A 19,021-nucleotide genomic window follows, 5' to 3' on the forward strand; every position below is an offset into this window, starting at 1 on the left:
CTATTTGAAGTTTACTCTTATGCGATCACCCTCGTTAGTGAATGATATATTTAAAGCAGTTGACATCACAAAAAGCGCGTCATCCAGTGAATCGATTAATATGGGGCCATTCAGTTTTTTCCCGGCCAGTTCCGGGTCTTCCAGTATAAATGTTTTGCCGTACGTATCTTCCAGGTATTTAAAAATCTCCGACAGCGTGGGATCGGAAAGTACCAGCTTTTTTTCCTTCCAGGAAGAGGCATTCATTGCATGTTCGATATTTGAAGTACGATGGATCACATTTGCTGAATCGACCAGCAATATATCGCCGGGCTTCATCAGTATCGGTTGCACTCCGGTTTTTGAAAGGAGCACCCGGATCGCACCTTTTTGCAACGAGATCTCTGTACGCCCTCTCCTTTCGCGAATATCAAATGAAGTTCCCAATACCTCCACAGTCGTATTGTTTGTATGCACAATAAACCGCTCGTAATTTTCTATTTTATGATCGTTGTCCAGGTGCTTTACATCAAAAAAAGCCTCCCCATTTAACCATAGTTCTCTTGGCGCATTTTTGTCCCATTTTTTTTCATACTTAATGGTGGAGTTGGCATTCAACACCACTACAGAACTGTCTGGCAAAACCAGGCGGGAAATTTTTCCATAGTCGGTGTTTACCGTATACCGCCCCGGTGCTTTTAGCCGCCAGAAAATCAAAGCCCCTATCAGCAGCAGTGGAATCAGCACCGCAGCAGCGCTCCAGCGCCGGGCCGTTATCCATAATGTGCGCGGGCCTGCCGGTTGTTGCTGCAATCCGTCAATCGTAGCCAATGCCTGGTTCAAAGACGCTTCTACCTTTAAAGGATCCGGGCTGCTGGTCTTAAAATCAATACTTCGTAAGATCCTGCCCGCTAATTCGATCTCCTTTCTTTTACCAGGGTTGGCCTGCAGCCACTGCTCCCAAAAAGCATTTTTTTCCTCATCAGGCTTTTGTATCCAATCCTGGAAATACGCATCACATAGAAAATCCTTAAGCACATATTGCCTGTATTTACCCGCTTTTTTCATACCTCAATTGTAGAATGAGTAAGGAACACAAAAAATTACCCCATCTGTCAGCAAAAATTTTCCTTCAATAAGAAAAAAATGTAAACGAGGGGAACAGCAACCTTATCCCGTAGCGTTAGAAGGCTTCTTGCCATAAGTTTGTAGGTAGCCTTTACTGAAATACCCAGGATCGCCGCGGTTTCTTCATAAGAAAAGCCTTCATAAAAGCGCAGGAACAAGGCTTCCCGCTGCCTGGGCGAGAGAGTCTGGATGGCCGCCAGTAGTTTTTCCCGTAGGGCCGCATCCGTTTCTTTTTTAATCATCACGAAGTCTGCCGGAAATTCTGGATCAAATTCCGCACCGTCCATGGTTTTGGTTTTTGCAAGCGACGCCATCCGCTTGCTCAATGCTCTCCTGAAAAGCACATAGTAATACCCATCAGGATTTTTAATCGACCGGAGCCCCTCCCGGTTTGCCCACAACAATAACAAAACTTCCTGGATCACATCTTCTACCAGTCCGCTGTCTTCCACCAATTTTACACCATAGTTATAAAATCGTTTATACAGCTTCCTGTACGCGTTCGAATAAGCGTCTTTATCTCCAACTTCAATACCTGTCCAGGAAATTTCCAACCGTTTAAAATATTAACTCTGACTATAAACGAAGGAAATTATGGAAAATTTCCTTCAAAATCCAAATGGCAATCGCTCCCAATTTTTCAAAAGCAATCATTCGGTTTTAAACCTGCTATCCATATAACCCGCATTGTTTATCTCAAAAATAGATGATCGTCTGGTTTGAACCATCCTGCAGTGTCATGTAGATAACTTTATCATGAGCATCGGTATTCTTTTGCGCGCAGGATTTTGATCAACGGGGTGCAAAGATCTGCTCCCCGGAGCTCCTGTTTAATGACTATTGTAAAACTGGCAAACTTTACGCATCAGGCAGATTTCACATTTTGGATTGGTAGGACGACAGACCTCTCTCCCTAAAAAAGAGATGGCCATACCGGCATCCCAATCCTTCTGCGGCAATGCGTCCATGATCTGTTTTTCTATTTTTTTTGGATCAGTCCCCGTGGCAATGCCCAGCCGGGGTGCCACTCTTACCACATGCAGGTCTACAATCACCCCTTCCGGCGGTTGGCCACTTTCGCGGAGTATTACATTTGCCGATTTTCTTCCGATTCCTTTCAATTCCGTTAAAGCTTCCAGGGTTAATGGAATGGCGGCATCTTTTTTCAGCGCCTGTGCAATTTCAGAAAGCCATCTGGCTTTATTTCCAAAATTACGCACATCGCTGATCTGCTCTGCGATGGCTGCTTCTGTGGCTTTTGAAAGCGCCGTCATCGTTGGAAAGGCTTTAAAAAAAGCAGGGGCAATCTGGTTGATATGCCGGTCGGAATCCTGTGCAGAAAGCACCACCATTACCAATAGCTGGTAGGTATTTTTATAGTCGAGCGGATGTTTGGCAGATTTGTATTTTTTTAAAAGCGGTTGGATAGCCAGGGGCCAATTAACAGGCGCGCTCATAAAATAGATTTTGTATTGAAGTTACGATTTTTTGCGCGATTGAGGGCAAGGTTTGCCAGCTACGATCCATCTGGGCGGAAAGAAGCTGACAGGATCGCTCCGCTAAAGGCTGACCGCTGGAAGCTGAAAATATGCTTTATGCTTGCTGTTCTTTCTGCTCCAGCAGCGCCACCTGCATAAAACTCCGGTCCTGTTTATACGCTTCCCAGTCGAAGTTGAGTAAAAACCGGGTGGCGGCTTCCGCACCGCGTTCGAACAACTCCAGTTTTTCCTTATCGGTAATAAAAAAATTAAGCCAGTTGAAATCTGGCAACGGAATGCGGCCAATGCCGCGGGAAAATACTTTGTTTTTCAGCTGAAAATCTTTGTCGTAATAATTCCGTACCGTATTAAAGATCCTGAAGAAATAGCCGCTTAGGGTCCAGGCGGTCGTATTTTTCCCAGCATCCCCCGGATTGCTGTCATCCAGGTCAATTCCAAACACCGGAAGCCGCGGTACTACAACCCGGGGGTTATAAAAGATATTAATCGGAAAATTGGACAACACGCCTCCGTCCACAAAACGGGCCTCTTCGGGCGGTTCTTTTTCGCCGAAAGTGTCCATCCATGCTTTTTTTATTTCCTCGTTGTTCCGAGGTATCCCATAAATAAAATATGATTCAAAAAAAAGGGGAATGGCCATCGATGCACGTACCAGGCCGGCGGGATGCAACTCGTGCAACCGGTCGGGAGGCCGGAACAGGTTGCACATCTTTGGAAATTCGACCTTATTTTCTGTGATGAGTTCTGATGCAATAACCGTTACATCCGGAACCAGCCCTGTTAATCCATCGGGGTGCGCCTGCCGTAAATGAAGTCCTGCTATCTGCTGCCCGGCCTTACGGCGAAAATCTTCCAGGTCCGCCACACCGTTGTCCTTCATCTCCTGTTTTAGCCAATCATAAAAAAAATTACCAGGATTAATGCCATAACCGCTGGAGCGAAACCGCTTCAGCAAGCGGCTGGCATACCAGGCCACTACACCCAGCAACAGTGTAATCACCAGCAATACGACTACCAATGTTTGTGTAAGTTGCCGCATCGGTGCATTGTGCGGCAGCAGCCATAAACAAACAAAGGTTACGGCCAGCCATATCGAGTAAAAGATGCCCAGCCCGTTTGCCCAGTTTTTTATTTTTTTAAAGAAGCTGCTTTGGGTGATCAATTTTTTGATCAGCCAGCGGGCTGCCGGATGACCATCCACCAGGTCAAAAAAATCCAGCTGTGTAATGGCTTCCAGGATCCTTGCCGATTTTTCTTCCTCTTTCTTCCCGGTAATGGCCAGCAGGGCCGTATTGATCGCACCCGCACTGGTTCCGGCGAGGCGCATAAAACGGATACCCATCTGCTCCAGGATATAGGTATACCCCACCAGGGCCACCCCCAATATGCCCCCACCTTTTTGAACAAGATTTACATATTGATGTCCGTCTTTATCCAGGGTATCTGAAATGACCAGGCGCTCGCCGTTGGCACCAAAGGCCGCTCTTAGTTTTGCCAGTTGCTCCTGCACTTTAGAACTCTGCAGGTAATCAGTTGCTGTTAATTTTTTAGAGGCGGACATGTTCCGGATTTTAGATTTAACGGAATCGTTGCAAAGAAGGCCGGTCTGATAAAGCTTCCCGCTGCATTTTAAAGATACTTGATATGCCGCATTTTTATGATAAAATCGCTATTTTCGGGTAAGCCTGCTTCTTCGGGAAGAAGCGTTCTGAACCGGTTTCCGGATACGATTTCACCAAAAGCCATCTTCATATGAATCTTTCCCCCCGCCTGGCCGCCATCGTAAATGCCCTGCCCCTTTGGGAGGGCATCCGTGTTCTGGAGATCGGATGCGGACCCGGCGTTGCGGCCCGCGCCATTGCAAAACGCATCGGCAACGGTTATGTGCTGGGGATAGACCGGTCGGCCAAGGCCATACAGCAGGCCCTGAAAAGCGCACCGGAAGAAATAGCCGCCGGGCTTCTCGGCTTTCAGCAAAGCGCTATCGAAGACTTTGAACTACCGGCCGGTGTTCCGTTATTTGATCTTGCATTTGCGGTGCGCGTGGGCGCCCTGGATGGCCGGCACCCGCAACTAGAGCCACTGGCACTGGCATGCGTTGCAAAAGCACTAACAAAAAAGGGACGGCTGTTTATTGATGGCGGAGATCCGCTGAAAGAACTGTCAATACCAGCTCGCCACCTGTAATTCTATACCGTTTCCTTAAAGCCAGAGATCATGCCCTGGCGTGACAAGTTGCGCAGATTTGGCATCCGCTTTAAATTGTATTCAAAAAATATTGCTCCGCAGGCCCAATCAGCGTATCTGCGGTAACCATAAAAAAGCTCAACGGCATTGATTTATAATTAATGAATCCATTTTAAATCAGGCCATAAAGCTGTATATTGCACAAATTCTTAACTACCAAAATGAAAAAAATGTACATCAAAAAACTAACGCTGGCAATTGCTGCTGTTATGAGCACGGTAATGATGAATGCACAATCGGGGCTTGGGATCCAGGCGGGTGTGAACTTTGCCAATGTAGCCGGTAAAGACGTATCCGGAGCCAAGTTAAAAACGGGCTTCCAGGTTGGAGTCAATTACGACCTTAAAATGTCGGAAGAATTTTCGCTTCAACCGGGATTAAACTATCTTCAGAACGGGCTTAAAGCAACCGGAACCTTTGGCGACAATACCTCCAGCGAATTAAAGCTGAACCTGCCTTTTTTACAACTGCCCATACTTTTTAAGTACCATCCGGAAGTGAGTGATGGCAACAAGGTTATTTTAGCCGCTGGTCCTTATGCTTCCTACGGAATCGGAAAAATAAAAGCCAGTTCCGGAAATATGTCGGAAACAGAAGATTGGGGTAATATAAATGACGGAGGGTTTAAACGATTCGACGCCGGTGTAAAACTCATAATCGGTTATGAATTAAGAAACGGACTGTCTTTAAACCTGAATGGCGACCTGGGTCTTACAAGAGCTGTAGAGGATGTAAAGGCACACTACAGCGCATTTGGCATTACCTTAGGATACCGGTTCAAATAATTGTATCCGTATAAAAAAATAAAGAGGAGGCTGTGCATATTGCAACTGCCTCCTCTTTATTTAAATGACCGCTTTGTTACAAATAGTTTTCGATCTCCTCGATCAGCTCCTGCTTGGTAATGGGCACGCCCATGATCTTATGATAACCTTTTGCATCGATGAGGTATTGATCACGAATGATCTTTATCAGCTGACCGTTATTAATCTCGGGGATCAGTACGGTTTTAAAGCGCCGCAGCAGTTCGCCCAGGTTTTTGGGGAAAGGCCTTAAATGCCGGAGATGCGCGTGGCTTACCGACTTTCCACGGGCCTGTAATTCCAGTACCGCCGATTTGATGACACCATAGGTAGATCCCCATCCCAATACCAGTACATCGCCTTCTGGCTTGCCGGTATCTATTTTCTGCTCGGGAATAAATTCCGCGATCTTATCCACTTTTTCCTGGCGGATTTTCACCATCTGCTGGTGATTGGCCGGATCATAGCTGATATTTCCGGTAATATTTTGCTTTTCGATTCCTCCGATGCGGTGTTCCAGGCCCTTTGTACCGGGCACTACCCAGGGCCGCACCAGGTTCTCGTCACGGATATACGGTTGAAATTTATCTTCATGATGCCCCAGTTCCGTTTTAAACTTTACATGAATAGGATGCAGGGCTTCTTCCGTTGGAAACTTCCAGGGCTCGGCACCATTGGCAATGTACCCGTCGCTTAAAAAAATCACGGGTACCATATGCTGCACACTAATTTTTACCGCTTCATATACTGCATCAAAACAATCGGCCGGAGAAGCTGCGGCAATTACCGGCATCGGGCATTCGCCGTTGCGGCCGTAATAGGCCTGCAAAAGGTCCGATTGTTCGGTCTTTGTGGGCAGCCCGGTAGACGGACCTCCCCGCTGCACGTCTATAATCAACAGTGGGATCTCCAGCATTACAGCCAGTCCCATCGCTTCTGTTTTCAGTGCCATCCCCGGACCGGAGGTGGTGGTCACCCCCAGCGATCCGCCGTACGAAGCACCGATAGCGGCACTAATCGCGGCGATTTCGTCCTCTGCCTGGTAGGTACGGATGCCGAAATTCTTATGCCGGCTCAATTCATGTAAAATATCTGAAGCCGGCGTAATGGGATAGGTTCCCAGGAACATCGGCAATCCGCTTTTTTGCGAGGCTGCAACCAGCCCCAGAGCCAGGGCCTGGTTGCCCATAATGGAGCGGTAAGTACCGGGCTCCATGCGTGCTTTTTCTACTTTATACGTGGTGGTAAAGGCTTCCGTGGTTTCTCCGTAATTATAACCAGCCTGTAATACCTTGATGTTGCTGTCCAGGATCTCCGGGCGTTTTTCGAATTTTTCCTTTAAAAAATTAACCGAGCTTTCCATGTCCCGGTCATACATCCAGTATAAAAAGCCCAGCACAAACATATTTTTGGCCCGGTCTTTTTCCTTGGTACCCATGGTAAATTCCTTCAGCGCCTCCCGGGTCATTTTGGTGACATCCATCTTAATGACCTCATAGTTCTGCAGGCTGTCATCCGCAATCGGGTTCTCACCGTCCGGATAATTGGCCAGTCGCAGGTTCTTGGCATCAAACCCATCGGTATTTACAATAATCTTACCGCCTTTTTTAAGCGTGGCCAGATTGGCTTTTAATGCTGCAGCATTCATCGCCACCAGCACATCGTAGTTGTCTCCCGGCGTATAAATGGCATCCGACGAAAAACGGAGCTGATATCCGCTTACGCCGGGCAGAGTGCCCAAAGGGGCCCGTATCTCCGCCGGGAAATCGGGAAATGTAGAAAGATCATTCCCCAGTAAAGCTGTATTATTGGTAAACTGCGTTCCGGTTAATTGCATACCATCGCCACTGTCTCCTGCAAACTTGATGACTACGTCCTGTAGCACCTCCTGATTTCGAACCATATCAAAAATTATTGGGATGCAAAGGTACAACAGTTTATCGGGAGCATTGACCACGAATTTGTAAAATGACGGGTAGCCGGACCTTCGGCGGTCAGCTTTCAGCTATCAGACACCGAGTGCCAAACGCTGAAAACTGACAGCAGACAATTGAATTCCTACCGTACTGCAATCATGCTGATCTCCACATTTACAAACTTTGGGAGCGCAGCCACCTGAACCGTTTCCCGGGCGGGGAAGTCTGCTGTAAAATATTGACCATAAACACTATTGATCTCTGCAAAACGGTGCATATCCGTGATAAAAATGGTCGATTTGATCACATGGGAAAAATTAAGCCCTGCCGCTGAAAGGATGGCCTGCAGGTTGCGCATGCACTGGTTCGTTTCTTCTTCCAAACTCCCGTTATTCAGTTCCCCTGTTTGAGGATCAATACATACCTGGCCTGAAATATATAAGGTGTCGCCGGCCAGTACAGCCTGGTTATAAGGGCCGATGGGCGCAGGGGCCTTATCGGTGGTGATAATTTTCTTTTCCATTTAAAAGTATTTGAAAACGAATATAGTTTGAATGAATTGCACGCACAAAAAGCTGTTTGTGTTATTTTTGTGAAATGGCATTGTTTTTACATATTGATACCGCGGTGGACTATGCATCGGTTTGCATATCGGACAATGAAAAAATAATTGCCTACGCGGAAAACGCCGCCACCACCGCACATGCATCCTGGATCGGCAACGCCATCCGGGAACTTTTTACTTCGAACCAGTTATCAATGAACCGTTTAGATGCTGTTGCAGTAAGCAATGGCCCAGGTTCGTATACCGGTCTCAGGATCGGCCTGGCTACAGCAAAAGGTTTGTGTTTTGCCCTTAATAAACCACTTATTTGCCTGAGTACACTGGAGATTATGGCCAATGCCGTAAAAGAAGCGCCGGAAGACCTGATTTGTCCGGCCATCGATGCGCGGAGGATGGAAATTTATACCGCTGTGTACAAAAAAGATTTAACAATCCTACGTCCCCCGGAAGCACTGGTTGTGTACGAACACAGCTTCGAAGACCTGCTGGCAAACCACCGGGTGCTGTTTACCGGCAATGCCGTGAAAAAATTGCAGGCTACTATAACGCATTCAAATGCAGTCTTTAGCAATATCCGTTATAGTGCAGCAGATATGCCATATTTAACGATTAAGCACTACAGCGAAAATCAATTTGCCGATCTTTCCTATGCAGAGCCTTTTTACTTAAAGGCCGTACATTTTAACAAAAATTAAATTACGGAAATTTATATACGATTTTAATACCCGCAAATATCAAATAATTTAAATGGATATATAACTTTGTTGGCCATTCAAATAAACTCTATTTATACAGAACAATGAGCAATTACCAGATTTCTTTTACGTTAAAAAAAGAAAACAGTAGCCACATCACTGTTGACACTCTCAATGTAAAAAAAGCCGCCTTGATCCTGAGAGCCTTTAACCACAAATTGCGACAGCAAATTCTGAAGCTGATCGACACCCAGGACAAAATCACGGTTACTGAAATTTACGTAAAACTACGTATCGAGCAGTCGGTAGCCTCACAACACCTTGCGATTCTCCGCAAGGCTGAATTTGTAAACACAGAGCGCGACGGAAAATTCATTTACTACACGGTTAACACCGATCGTATGAAGGATTTAAACCGCTTTGTGTCTGATCTTCTTGGTTAACATGTAAGGCCTTTTAAGATCTTTCCAAGTACCGCCTTTTTATAAGAGCGGTACTTTTTTTTACCCATAACTTTGCGGCTGAAACATAGAAACAATGAAGACATTCGCGTTGAACGATTTTTTACAGATGGCCGAAGACGGGCCCGTGCTCCTGGACACCAGGCCCACAGAAGTATTTAAAGTTGGCTTTATTCCGGGAAGCATACACGTGCCGTTTGAAGCAAAACAGTTTGAAGAGTGGGTAACCGCCGTAGTGGACAAAGCCACACCGGTGCTGCTTATAGCCGAAGCGGATACGGCTGGGCAGGCTGGAGAACGGCTGCAGCAACTGGGTTACAGCGTGGCTGGAAGTCTTGAAGGCGGGTTTGATGCCTATGCCAGGGAGGGCAAGCCCCTGGACATGATCATTGATGTTGAATCCGACGAATTGATGATGGACATTCCGTTTGATGAGCACCTGATCGTTATGGATGTGCGCAAGCCCATTGAGTACGCCGAAGGGCATCTGAAAGACGCCGTAAACCTGCCGCTGAACGAATTGAATGATCCCCTCCGCACTTCTGCCATTGAGGATAAAGATAACCTGTACCTGCACTGTGGCGGTGGCACACGCAGCGTTATTGCGGCGTCGGTTTTGAAAAGACAGGGGCTTCATAACCTGCGGAATGTAGCCGGGGGATGGAAAAAGATCAAGGAAGAACCCAGGGCGCAAATTGTAAAAGAACCGGGAATGCTGAATTAGAGCGATGGCTAGTGATTGATGGATCATAGCTCATTATCATTCCTGTGATCTATGCACAATGAACAATGAACCATGACCCATGAACTATGAACAATTTTACTTATTTTTATAGCCTCGATTGCCTGGTTACAGGCATATTTTTTTTTAAACCAACGGTATAATGAATTTATTTGATGTTTACCCCTTGAACGATGTTACAATTGTAAAAGCGAAAGGGTCCTATGTTTGGGATGACCAGGGCAACCAGTACCTGGATCTTTATGGCGGGCACGCCGTTATCAGTATCGGACATACACATCCGCACTGGGTAAAACGAATTGAGGAGCAGCTGGAAAAGATCGCCTTTTATTCCAACTCCATCCGCATACCGTTGCAGCAGGAACTGGCTAAAAAACTTGGGGAAGTTTCCGGTAAGGAGGATTACCAGCTTTTCCTTTGTAACTCGGGTGCCGAAGCAAATGAAAATGCCTTAAAGCTGGCTTCGTTTTACAACGGCCGCAAAAAGATTATTGCGTTTAACAAAGCCTTTCACGGAAGAACCTCGCTGGCCGTGGCCGCTACCGATAATAAAAATATTGTAGCACCCGTCAATGAAACCGATAATGTAGTGTTCCTTCCTTTTAATGATGAAGACGCGCTGGAGGCCTATTTCGACAAACACGGGAAAGAGGTATCCTCGGTGATTATTGAAGGCATCCAGGGTGTGGGCGGTATTAATGTGGCCAGTGAATCCTTTTTAAAATTGATCCGGGCATTGTGTACCAAATACGGCGCCGTATACATTGCAGATAGTGTACAATGTGGTTACGGACGCAGCGGAAAATTCTTCAGCCACGATTTTGCAGGTGTAAATGCCGATATCTATACAATGGCGAAAGGCATGGGAAATGGTTTTCCGGTAGCGGGTATTATTATCGCACCGCATATTCTACCCAAACATTTTCAGCTGGGCACAACCTTCGGAGGCAATCACCTGGCCTGTGCCGCAGCATTGGCCGTACTGGAAGTGATCCGCGAAGAGAAACTGATGGGCAACGCGGTGATGGTAGGAAAATACCTGCGCGAAGAACTGGCAGCGCTGCCGGAAATAAAAAATGTAAGGGGTCGCGGGCTAATGATTGGCTTCGATGTTCCCGATGAACTGGGCGCACTGAAAAAGAATCTGCTGAACAATCATAAAATATTTACAGGAGAAGCCAAACCCAATGTGATCCGGCTGCTGCCTTCACTGGCTTTAAAGAAAAAAGACGCCGAGGAATTCATGGAGGCTATAAAGGAGGAAATTGCGGCGCTGCACGCTACAGTATAATGCCTGGCAAGTGCTCATCATCGTTCCGCTGCAAGGTAAAATGCCTGCCGTGGCTCACCGAAACCGCAAATACCTGCCGGAGGCGAAACCACCGTTAACGAACGGAACCCTGACCGCTCTGAAGCTTTGTGGGCCCTGCAGCATATGATCATAACGACAAAATAGTACGCGCTTTATATCATTAAATAACGACAACTAAGAACCGATACCATAAGATGTCTCTTTTAAAAGCAAAAAACTTCATAAGTGCGCATGATGTTACCGACATCGACGCGCTGGTGACAAAGGCACTGGATTATAAGGCCAACCCGTTTAAAGATAAAACCATGGGCACGGGAAAACGGATCGGTTGCCTGTTTTTAAACCCCAGTATGCGTACCCGTTTAAGTACGCAGATTGCTGCGCAGAACCTGGGTATGGAGCCCATTGTTTTCAATGTGGGTTCCGAGGGATGGAAACTGGAGTTCGAGGATGAAGCTATTATGAGCGGTTCCACTTCAGAGCATGTAAAAGATGCGGCGCCCATTATGGGAAAGTATTTCGACATCCTGGCCATCCGTACCTTCCCCTCCCTGGCCAATAAGGAAGACGACTACAGCGAACTGTACGTAAACCAGTTTATCAAATACTCCGGCATTCCGGTACTGAGCCTGGAAACCGCCACCCTGCACCCGCTGCAAAGTCTTACGGATGTAATTACCATTAAAGAAACCTTCGGTAAAAAGCGCAAACCCAAAGTTGTACTTACCTGGGCTCCGCATGTAAAACCCCTGCCTCAATGTGTGGCCAACAGTTTTTCGCAGTGGATGAATGCCTGGGGTGAAGTGGATTTTGTGATCACGCATCCGGAAGATTATGAACTGGACCCGGCATTCTCCGGGAATGCCACGATCCTTCACGATCAAAACGAAGCACTCAAAGATGCAGATTATGTATATGTAAAAAACTGGAGCACATATACCGACTATGCCAAAATTTACAACAATGACCCTTCCTGGATGTTGACACTGGACAAGCTATCCGTTACCAATAACGCCAAAGTGATGCACTGCCTGCCGGTTCGGAGAAATGTGGAGCTGAGCGATGAGGTACTGGACAGCCCCCACAGTATTGTAACCCAGGAGGCCGGCAACCGCGTATGGGCAGCCCAGGCGGTGTTAAGTGAGTTAATACAAAAAATTTGAGCACAGGGCTTTTATCAATTATGCACAAACACGATCAGCTCTTTATCATAAAAATAGGGGGAAACATTATTGACAATCCCGAAGCGCTGGAAACCTTCCTGGCTGATTTTTCCAAAATACAGGCAGCCAAAATCCTGATACACGGCGGGGGAAAGATCGCTACAAAGATCGGGACGCAGCTGGGTATCGAATCAAAATATATAGATGGAAGACGGATCACCGATGATGAAACCATCGACCTGGTAACCATGGTATACGGAGGGCTGGTAAATAAAAAGGTCGTCGCGCAGCTACAGGCGCTGGGCACCAATGCGATTGGACTTACGGGGGCGGATGCCAATATGATTCCCGCAAAAAAAAGGCCGGTAAAAGACATTGATTACGGATGGGCGGGCGATGTGGAAACGCCAGGCATCCAACACAAGACCTTACATTTCTTTCTTGAAAACGGTCTTACTCCGGTATTTGCCCCACTTACGCATGATGGCAACGGACATATATTAAATACCAACGCCGATACAATTGCATCTTCATTAGCCGTTGCCCTTTCCGCGCATTTCAATGTACGCCTGATTTACTGCTTTGAAAAGAAAGGCGTGCTGGAAGATGTTAATAACGATGCATCCGTAATCCGGAGGCTGGATCGCCCTTACTATCAACAACTCAAAGACGAAAAGAAGCTGTTCGAAGGCATTCTTCCCAAAATAGACAATGCTTTTGCGGCCATTGATGCGGGTGTATCCCAGGTACTGATCGGCGATGCCCGTGATCTTATTAAAAATACGACTAACGATAACGAAGGAACATTGATTTATTAAACAGGCCCCAGGGCTATAATTTTATTTTATGCAGGAACAACTTTACCAGGAAGCAGTCGCGCTGTTAAAACAATTGATCGAAACACCCAGTTTCAGCAAAGAGGAAGATCAGACCGCGGAACTGCTTATTGCATACCTGGACAAGTACCAGATCCCCACCAAGCGGCTGGGCAATAACATCATCGCAAAAAACAAATATTTTGATGATGCCAAGCCAACATTGCTGCTGAACTCACATCATGATACGGTAAAACCCAACCCAAAATATACCCTTGATCCGTTTAAGGCCATTGAAAAAGACGGAAAATTATACGGCCTGGGAAGCAATGATGCCGGTGGTTGCCTGGTATCGCTGATCGCCACGTTTATCTATTATTATGAAAAAGAAAACCTGAAATACAACGTGATGCTGGTGGCCAGCGCCGAGGAGGAAATCTCCGGTTACAATGGTATTGAGGCCGCCGTAAATATCCTTCCTCCTATCGACTTTGCCATCGTGGGCGAACCCACCAAACTGCAAATGGCAGTGGCCGAACGCGGCCTGATGGTACTGGACTGCACGGCACACGGGAAAGCCGGACATGCCGCTCGCAACGAGGGAGAGAATGCCATTATAAAGGCAATCAAAGATATTGAATGGTTCCACTCTTACCGCTTCGAAAAAGTATCGGAGCTGCTGGGCGACAGCCGCATGACCTGCACTGTTATTGAAACGGAGAACAAGCAGCACAACGTAGTACCCTCCTCCTGTAAATATGTGGTGGATGTACGGCTGAATGAGTTGTACAGCTTTGAAGAGATCCTGGACGCCATCCGCCAGAATGTTTCCAGCGAGGTAAAGCCACGCTCTACCCGCCTGCGCTCCACCTCCATTTCACTGGATCACCCGATCGTACAGGCCGGCATTGCCATGGGTAAAACCACTTATGGCTCGCCTACCACATCCGACAAGGCGCTGATGCCGTTCCCCGGACTGAAAATGGGCCCCGGCGACTCCGCCCGCAGTCATACCGCAGACGAATACATTTACCTGCACGAAATTGAAGGCGGCATCAAGGATTATATCGAGATCGTAGGGAGAGTAGTGATTTAGCCGAAGGTTCCCGAAAAAAACGGGTCTTTTATGTAATGCACGGGAATAACGCATCTTTAGAAAAACCCTAACGATGCGTTATCTGTTTTTATACATCGGTATCATATTGACAAGCGGCTACCTGAACGCACAAAAAGGTCATTCAGTTAATAAAACAAAGCCGCTACAACCGTCTGCAACCCAGGCGGCCATCATGTTTGAAATTGAGCAACTGGAGCCGCCGGCAAACGCCCTGACGGAAACACCGGATAGCCTTTTATTCCGGAATCTTTTTTTTCTTGATGCCAATAAAATATCAAAAAATCCTGCTGCGCTTATTGGAATTAACCAGCAATCAGTAGTAGCCCGTTCGGTCCTGCCGGAAAAACTGGTTGCCTATGGCTATCATTCTTTTTTCGACGGCGTTTACCGGGCCTATGCAGACCACCGGCCCCTGGTCATTTCACCGGATATGATCTGGCTGCTCATCGCCCAGGGCTTTTCGCAACACATTAACCATAACGCAGCACAATACCGGAAGCTGTTTGTAGCCCATTCCGGCCAGGCCACTTTAATGGTCCGGAACGACGCCATCCGTCTTGATGATCCCAACAGCCCCTGGGAGCAGGTATTTCCGGAATTTACCCGGCAGATTGCTGATTATACAGGCCCTGAGCTCATCCAAACGCTTACGGCCGACTTTTCTACCACCACTGCTACAACCCGCCTCACTTCCCAGATCACCATTATGGATGCTATGAAATCCTATTTTGAATACGTGGTATTTATGGTAGGCTGTGGCATTCCCCGGGTTACGCTGGAAGGTACACCGACCGACTGGGAAGCGGTTTATAAAAAAGCGAACAGCCTGAAAAAGTACGACCTGGACTGGTGGCTGAATGAACTGGAGCCAGTGCTCCGCCAGTTTATAGCGGCGTCAAAAGGGAAGGTGGACAAGGATTTCTGGCGCAACCTGTTTAAAGTACATAAGGCCGGCAAACCCTATCAAAGTGATAAGATCGATGGCTGGTTTGTAAAGTTCTTTCCCTATACCAAAGACGGTAAAAGAAATGATCTCCAAACCTTAACCGGAAGCTCCAACCTGCCGGACGAAATCGTAAAAGTGCAGCTCCGCTATGTGTTTCAGCATCCGGACGGTTCTACGGTACAAACGCCACTGGAACTGTGGGCCGGTTTTGTAGGCCTGCAACAGAACAGCAGGAATTTTACACTAAAACCCCAAACCGGCTGGATGATCAAAAAGAAAGCTGGCGCAGAAAAAGAAATTCAAAACGACCTGGAACGGCAGCTGTCCGGTTCTGCAGGCATTACCGGCCCCCCGGTTTCCATCCGTGTTACAACCATCCCCGACGTCATCCTGCATCTAAAAAAGATCAGTAACCTGCTGATAATGTTTACTGATAGTATCCGGGTACCCGACGCAATGGGAAAGATCTCCATTGAAAGGTTGACTTTAAAGGGAACTATTTCCAAAGACGAAAAAGAACGGCTAAAACAACTTTTTCCCAATACCATTCTTACGCTTAACACGGAACTGCTTAACCATCCCGGCAGCAGACAATGAACGGGAACAGTGCCGAAAGAGGCGCTTAATGTCAATGGAAGCCGGTAATGATTTCACAAAAAAAATAGCATCACATAAGATATATTGGCATCTTTGCAGATAAATCGTTTTTATTTGTAAGATGAAGCTTTGGAAAAAAAATACAGACTCTTTAAAAGAAGTAGAAACCTTTACGGTAGGCAGGGACCGCGAAATGGACCGGTACCTGGCCCCCTTTGATGTGCTGGGCTCACTGGCTCATATTGAGATGCTGGAATCGGTAGGCCTCTTAAAAAAAGACGAGCTTACCGAACTGCAGGCGGCGCTGCGCCGCATCTACGCGGATATTCAAAAAGGGGCTTTTGAGCTACAGGATGATGTAGAAGACATTCATTCCCAGGTGGAGCTCTTACTTACCCAGCGCATCGGCGAAGCCGGTAAAAAAATACACAGCGCCCGCAGCCGGAATGACCAGGTGTTGGTAGACCTGAAACTGTTCCTGCGCAGCGAAATAGAAACAACGGTGAATGCTGTGGTGCCTTTCTTTGAACTGTTACAAACCCAAAGCGAAAAATATAAAGATTTCCTGCTGCCCGGGTATACCCACCTGCAACTGGCCATGCCCTCATCCTTCGGGCTTTGGTTTGGTGCATACGCAGAAAGCCTGGTAGACGATCTGATCAGCCTTAAAGCCGCTTACGATATCATCAACAAAAACCCGCTGGGTTCGGCCGCCGGGTATGGCTCCTCCTTTCCCATCAACCGAACGCTCACTACGGAGTTACTGGGTTTTGCTACCCTTAATTATAATGTGGTATATGCCCAGATGGGACGCGGAAAAGCTGAGCGGGTGGTGGCGCAGGCGCTGGCCAATATTGCAGATACCCTGTCGAGGATGAGCATGGATGCCACCTTATACCTCAACCAGAACTTTGGGTTTATCAGCTTCCCCCCGGAATTGACAACCGGCAGCAGTATCATGCCACACAAGAAAAATCCGGATGTGTTTGAACTGATCCGCTCCTATTGCAACCGCCTAAAGGCATTGCCGAATGAGATCCTGATGATGACCACTAACCTGCCATCGGGTTATCACCGTGATTTGCAGTTGCTGAAGGAACATTTATTCCCGGCATTTAAAACGCTGCGGGATTGTATCGAAATGGCCGGGTTGATGTTTTCCAATATTGAAGTAAAGCCGGATCTTTTAAAGGACGAAAAATACAAATACCTGTTTACTGTAGACCTGGTAAATCAGCTGGTGCTGGAAGGCACTCCGTTCCGCGATGCCTATATCCAGGTGGGGCGGTCGGTAGAAGAAGGTAGCTATCAAGTACCGGAACAAACTACAGTCAAAGATCCCCACGAAGGAAGCATCCAGAATTTATGTACGGAACAGATCCGCTCGCTGATGACGCAAACGGTAGCATCTTTTGATTTTGATGCCGTACACCAGGCTTACTCCCGCTTACTGGCATCATAAGGGCGTCGAAAGATCAAATGCCGTGAACAAAACAAATTGCTGAGCGATTTGGTGGTCCCAAACCAGGTGCCCGTTCAGACGCAGGAGTGTTGCCATTGCCGGTATTGCAACAAAAAAATATGGGCATCTGCGGCCGCGTCCTTCATTTATCCACCTTGCCGCTTATCCATAAACAGATGCCCGTTTCACCGATCCCCTTTACCTTTGCAATCCGTTACAGGAAAGTGAACCACCAATTTATCTGAAGAAAATGACAGCAATAACCGAAAAAAGAACCGAGGGGACCATTTTCCCTATATTAATAGCATTGAGCGTTTCCCATTTATTAAATGATACCATTCAATCGCTGATACCGGCTATTTACCCCATCATCAAAACCAATTACAGTTTAAGTTTTGCGCAAATCGGTTTGATTACCCTTTCGTTTCAGCTCGCCGCTTCTTTATTACAACCCTTTGTAGGTATGTATACCGACCGTAAACCGCAGCCCTTTTCCCTGGCTGCCGGTATGGGATTTACGCTTATGGGATTGATCCTTCTTGCCAATGCGTCCCGGTTTCCGGTAATGGTCATGGCCGTTTGTCTGATCGGGGTAGGCTCTTCGATTTTTCACCCGGAAGCCTCGCGCATGGCCCATACAGCCTCCGGAGGACGCAAAGGCCTGGCCCAGTCTGTATTTCAACTGGGAGGCAATTTCGGAAGCTCCCTGGGTCCGCTGCTGGCAGCCTGGATCATTGTACCACATGGCCAGTTTAGTATTATCTGGTTTTCTTTAATGGCGCTTTTTGCAATTGTGCTCCTCACTTATATCGGCAAATGGTATAAAGGTATAATACAGGAACATCGTAAAAAAAGAACCGCATCCGTCGCCGCAGCCCCCACCCTTCCTAAAGGAAAAATCGTGCTGGCGGTAACCGTACTGCTGGTACTCATTTTTTCCAAGTATTTTTACATGGCCAGTTTAACTAACTATTTTACCTTTTATCTCATCAACAAATTTCATGTAACGGTATCGGCATCCCAGATCTATCTGTTCGTATTCCTGTTCTCCATTGCAGCCGGAACGCTTATCGGCGGGCCGGTGGGCGACCGTATCGGGCGCAAATATGTAATCTGGGTATCGATACTGGGGGTGGCCCCGTTTTCGCTCCTGCTGCCGCATGTAAACCTGTTCTGGACAATCGTACTGGTGATCCCCATCGGTGTGATCCTGGCTTCGGCTTTTTCTGCCATCCTGGTTTATGCGCAGGAACTGATTCCCGGAAAAGTGGGCCTGATCTCCGGGCTGTTCTTCGGCTTCGCCTTCGGAATGGCGGGTATCGGGTCTGCACTGTTGGGAAACCTGGCTGATGCTACCAGCATTGAATACGTTTTTTATATCTGCTCTTTTTTACCACTGATTGGCCTTTTAACCGGTTTTCTGCCGGATGTTGAAGGAAAACGTAAGAAGAAGATCGCGACTGAAGCACTGAAACACTGAGATTAGGCTCTTAGCGTCAGGAAATCGAGTCTGTTGTCTAACATCCAAATATAAAAGAGAATAACCCCAGGAAGGGGGAGCCTGTTTCTGTACG

The 19,021-nt window shown here is 47.2% G+C and carries 17 protein-coding genes and 1 pseudogene; 12 read left to right on the top strand and 6 right to left on the bottom strand.

Translation table 11 applies throughout. The features are described 5' to 3' along the window. From LL912_RS15510 to LL912_RS15525, 4 genes are all read right to left on the bottom strand, one after another. Positions 1 to 1,047 (bottom strand): FecR family protein, encoded by a 1,047-nt coding sequence (locus LL912_RS15510; RefSeq protein WP_235554490.1) that lies wholly within the window; start codon positions 1,045 to 1,047, stop codon positions 1 to 3. A gap of 47 nt (positions 1,048 to 1,094) precedes the next feature. Then, a complete protein-coding gene (locus LL912_RS15515; RefSeq protein ID WP_235554491.1) occupies positions 1,095 to 1,661 on the bottom strand; it encodes an RNA polymerase sigma factor in 567 nt (188 codons plus the stop codon). A gap of 276 nt (positions 1,662 to 1,937) precedes the next feature. Continuing rightward, on the bottom strand, positions 1,938 to 2,564 hold the full coding sequence (locus LL912_RS15520; RefSeq protein WP_235554492.1) for an endonuclease III domain-containing protein: 627 nt from the start codon (positions 2,562 to 2,564) through the stop codon (positions 1,938 to 1,940). 136 nt (positions 2,565 to 2,700) lie between these two features. After that, positions 2,701 to 4,167, bottom strand: coding sequence for a patatin-like phospholipase family protein (locus tag LL912_RS15525; RefSeq protein ID WP_235554493.1), 1,467 nt, complete (start codon positions 4,165 to 4,167; stop codon positions 2,701 to 2,703). A gap of 173 nt (positions 4,168 to 4,340) precedes the next feature. Here LL912_RS15525 and LL912_RS15530 point away from each other — a divergent pair. Both LL912_RS15530 and LL912_RS15535 read left to right on the top strand, forming a co-directional pair. Beyond that, positions 4,341 to 4,793: pseudogene (locus tag LL912_RS15530) on the top strand (class I SAM-dependent methyltransferase); the annotation flags it as partial. Between the two features lie 230 nt (positions 4,794 to 5,023). After that, a complete protein-coding gene (locus LL912_RS15535) occupies positions 5,024 to 5,638 on the top strand; it encodes a porin family protein (protein WP_235554495.1) in 615 nt (204 codons plus the stop codon). A 76-nt stretch (positions 5,639 to 5,714) separates the two neighbouring features. Here LL912_RS15535 and LL912_RS15540 read toward each other — a convergent pair whose 3' ends face one another. Next, a complete protein-coding gene (locus LL912_RS15540; RefSeq protein ID WP_235554496.1) occupies positions 5,715 to 7,559 on the bottom strand; it encodes a 2-oxoacid:acceptor oxidoreductase subunit alpha in 1,845 nt (614 codons plus the stop codon). A 155-nt stretch (positions 7,560 to 7,714) separates the two neighbouring features. Next, positions 7,715 to 8,095, bottom strand: a complete 381-nt coding sequence (locus tag LL912_RS15545) for a RidA family protein (protein WP_235554497.1) — start codon at positions 8,093 to 8,095, stop codon at positions 7,715 to 7,717. Positions 8,096 to 8,169: 74 nt separating this feature from the next. Between LL912_RS15545 and tsaB the strand changes: the two genes are divergently transcribed. The 10 genes from tsaB (at position 8,170) to LL912_RS15595 (ending at position 18,927) form a co-directional block, all read left to right on the top strand. Continuing rightward, positions 8,170 to 8,832, top strand: a complete 663-nt coding sequence (gene tsaB, locus LL912_RS15550; RefSeq protein WP_235554498.1) for a tRNA (adenosine(37)-N6)-threonylcarbamoyltransferase complex dimerization subunit type 1 TsaB — start codon at positions 8,170 to 8,172, stop codon at positions 8,830 to 8,832. 104 nt (positions 8,833 to 8,936) lie between these two features. Then, entirely contained in the window at positions 8,937 to 9,275 is a 339-nt protein-coding gene (locus tag LL912_RS15555) for an ArsR/SmtB family transcription factor (RefSeq protein WP_223708787.1), read from the top strand. Between the two features lie 94 nt (positions 9,276 to 9,369). Beyond that, positions 9,370 to 10,017: a rhodanese-like domain-containing protein gene (locus LL912_RS15560; RefSeq protein WP_235554499.1), complete on the top strand. Its 648-nt coding sequence runs from the start codon at positions 9,370 to 9,372 to the stop codon at positions 10,015 to 10,017. A gap of 160 nt (positions 10,018 to 10,177) precedes the next feature. Beyond that, positions 10,178 to 11,326, top strand: a complete 1,149-nt coding sequence (locus LL912_RS15565) for an aspartate aminotransferase family protein (protein WP_235554500.1) — start codon at positions 10,178 to 10,180, stop codon at positions 11,324 to 11,326. Positions 11,327 to 11,541: 215 nt separating this feature from the next. Beyond that, positions 11,542 to 12,510, top strand: coding sequence for an N-acetylornithine carbamoyltransferase (locus LL912_RS15570; RefSeq protein ID WP_235554501.1), 969 nt, complete (start codon positions 11,542 to 11,544; stop codon positions 12,508 to 12,510). Between the two features lie 20 nt (positions 12,511 to 12,530). Then, complete coding sequence (argB, locus tag LL912_RS15575; protein ID WP_235554502.1) at positions 12,531 to 13,328, top strand: acetylglutamate kinase; 798 nt, start codon at positions 12,531 to 12,533, stop codon at positions 13,326 to 13,328. Between the two features lie 28 nt (positions 13,329 to 13,356). Further along, positions 13,357 to 14,421, top strand: coding sequence for a M20 family metallo-hydrolase (locus LL912_RS15580; RefSeq protein ID WP_235554503.1), 1,065 nt, complete (start codon positions 13,357 to 13,359; stop codon positions 14,419 to 14,421). A gap of 73 nt (positions 14,422 to 14,494) precedes the next feature. After that, a complete protein-coding gene (locus LL912_RS15585) occupies positions 14,495 to 15,985 on the top strand; it encodes a DUF4419 domain-containing protein (RefSeq protein WP_235554504.1) in 1,491 nt (496 codons plus the stop codon). A 121-nt stretch (positions 15,986 to 16,106) separates the two neighbouring features. Further along, positions 16,107 to 17,447: an argininosuccinate lyase gene (gene argH, locus LL912_RS15590; protein ID WP_235554505.1), complete on the top strand. Its 1,341-nt coding sequence runs from the start codon at positions 16,107 to 16,109 to the stop codon at positions 17,445 to 17,447. 250 nt (positions 17,448 to 17,697) lie between these two features. Next, entirely contained in the window at positions 17,698 to 18,927 is a 1,230-nt protein-coding gene (locus tag LL912_RS15595) for an MFS transporter (protein WP_235554506.1), read from the top strand. The last annotated feature ends 94 nt before the right edge of the window (positions 18,928 to 19,021 follow it).

The sequence above is a fragment of the Niabella agricola genome (assembly GCF_021538615.1).
Taxonomy (GTDB): Bacteria; Bacteroidota; Bacteroidia; order Chitinophagales; family Chitinophagaceae; genus Niabella; species Niabella agricola.

What these genes read in the sequence shown, in the direction of transcription:
- LL912_RS15510 (WP_235554490.1), bottom strand. Translation starts at nt 1,047, where the DNA reads ATGAAAAAAGCGGGTAAATACAGGCAATATGTGCTTAAGGATTTTCTA.
- LL912_RS15520 (WP_235554492.1), bottom strand. Translation starts at nt 2,564, where the DNA reads ATGAGCGCGCCTGTTAATTGGCCCCTGGCTATCCAACCGCTTTTAAAA.
- LL912_RS15525 (WP_235554493.1), bottom strand. Translation starts at nt 4,167, where the DNA reads ATGTCCGCCTCTAAAAAATTAACAGCAACTGATTACCTGCAGAGTTCT.
- LL912_RS15535 (WP_235554495.1), top strand. Translation starts at nt 5,024, where the DNA reads ATGTACATCAAAAAACTAACGCTGGCAATTGCTGCTGTTATGAGCACG.
- LL912_RS15540 (WP_235554496.1), bottom strand. Translation starts at nt 7,559, where the DNA reads ATGGTTCGAAATCAGGAGGTGCTACAGGACGTAGTCATCAAGTTTGCA.
- LL912_RS15545 (WP_235554497.1), bottom strand. Translation starts at nt 8,095, where the DNA reads ATGGAAAAGAAAATTATCACCACCGATAAGGCCCCTGCGCCCATCGGC.
- tsaB (WP_235554498.1), top strand. Translation starts at nt 8,170, where the DNA reads ATGGCATTGTTTTTACATATTGATACCGCGGTGGACTATGCATCGGTT.
- LL912_RS15555 (WP_223708787.1), top strand. Translation starts at nt 8,937, where the DNA reads ATGAGCAATTACCAGATTTCTTTTACGTTAAAAAAAGAAAACAGTAGC.
- LL912_RS15560 (WP_235554499.1), top strand. Translation starts at nt 9,370, where the DNA reads ATGAAGACATTCGCGTTGAACGATTTTTTACAGATGGCCGAAGACGGG.
- LL912_RS15565 (WP_235554500.1), top strand. Translation starts at nt 10,178, where the DNA reads ATGAATTTATTTGATGTTTACCCCTTGAACGATGTTACAATTGTAAAA.
- LL912_RS15570 (WP_235554501.1), top strand. Translation starts at nt 11,542, where the DNA reads ATGTCTCTTTTAAAAGCAAAAAACTTCATAAGTGCGCATGATGTTACC.
- argB (WP_235554502.1), top strand. Translation starts at nt 12,531, where the DNA reads ATGCACAAACACGATCAGCTCTTTATCATAAAAATAGGGGGAAACATT.
- LL912_RS15580 (WP_235554503.1), top strand. Translation starts at nt 13,357, where the DNA reads ATGCAGGAACAACTTTACCAGGAAGCAGTCGCGCTGTTAAAACAATTG.
- LL912_RS15585 (WP_235554504.1), top strand. Translation starts at nt 14,495, where the DNA reads ATGCGTTATCTGTTTTTATACATCGGTATCATATTGACAAGCGGCTAC.
- argH (WP_235554505.1), top strand. Translation starts at nt 16,107, where the DNA reads ATGAAGCTTTGGAAAAAAAATACAGACTCTTTAAAAGAAGTAGAAACC.
- LL912_RS15595 (WP_235554506.1), top strand. Translation starts at nt 17,698, where the DNA reads ATGACAGCAATAACCGAAAAAAGAACCGAGGGGACCATTTTCCCTATA.